General features: G+C 61.6%; 1 protein-coding gene. It reads right to left on the reverse strand.

The window, feature by feature from the left end; all coding sequences use genetic code 11:
* A partial coding sequence (locus tag A3754_RS25025; RefSeq protein ID WP_255363167.1) for a His/Gly/Thr/Pro-type tRNA ligase C-terminal domain-containing protein occupies nucleotides 1-516 on the reverse strand: 516 nt, incomplete at both ends.

Raw genomic sequence — 516 nt, forward strand, 5'->3', positions numbered from 1 at the left:
GCCCTTTGTATTCCAGTACGCCGTTGTCCATGCCGCGTTCGGCGATGACGATGCGATGGGGGATGCCGATCAGTTCGCTGTCAGCCAGTTTGACGCCCAGGCGCTCCTTCTCGCGGTCATCGAAGATCACCTCAATACCGGCAGCGGTGAGCTCGGCGTAGAGCGTTTCTGCCAGTTCCCGTTCCCGGGGGCTCTTCTTGATGTTCACCGGAATCAGGGCCACCTGGAACGGGGCAATGGCTTGTGGCCAGATGATGCCCCGGTCGTCGTTGTTCTGTTCAATGGCGGCGGCGACCACGCGGGTTACGCCGATGCCGTAGCAGCCCATGGGCATCACCACGGATTTGCCATTTTCATCCAGCACGGTAGCGCCGAGCGCTTCAGAGTACTTGGTGCCGAGCTGGAAGATATGCCCCACCTCGATGCCGCGTTTGATGCTCAGGGTGCCGGCGCCATCGGGGCTGGGATCGCCATCTACCACATTACGCAGGTCGGCGATTTGCGGCAGGGCCACGT

The organism is Alcanivorax sp. HI0083, from assembly GCF_001635175.1.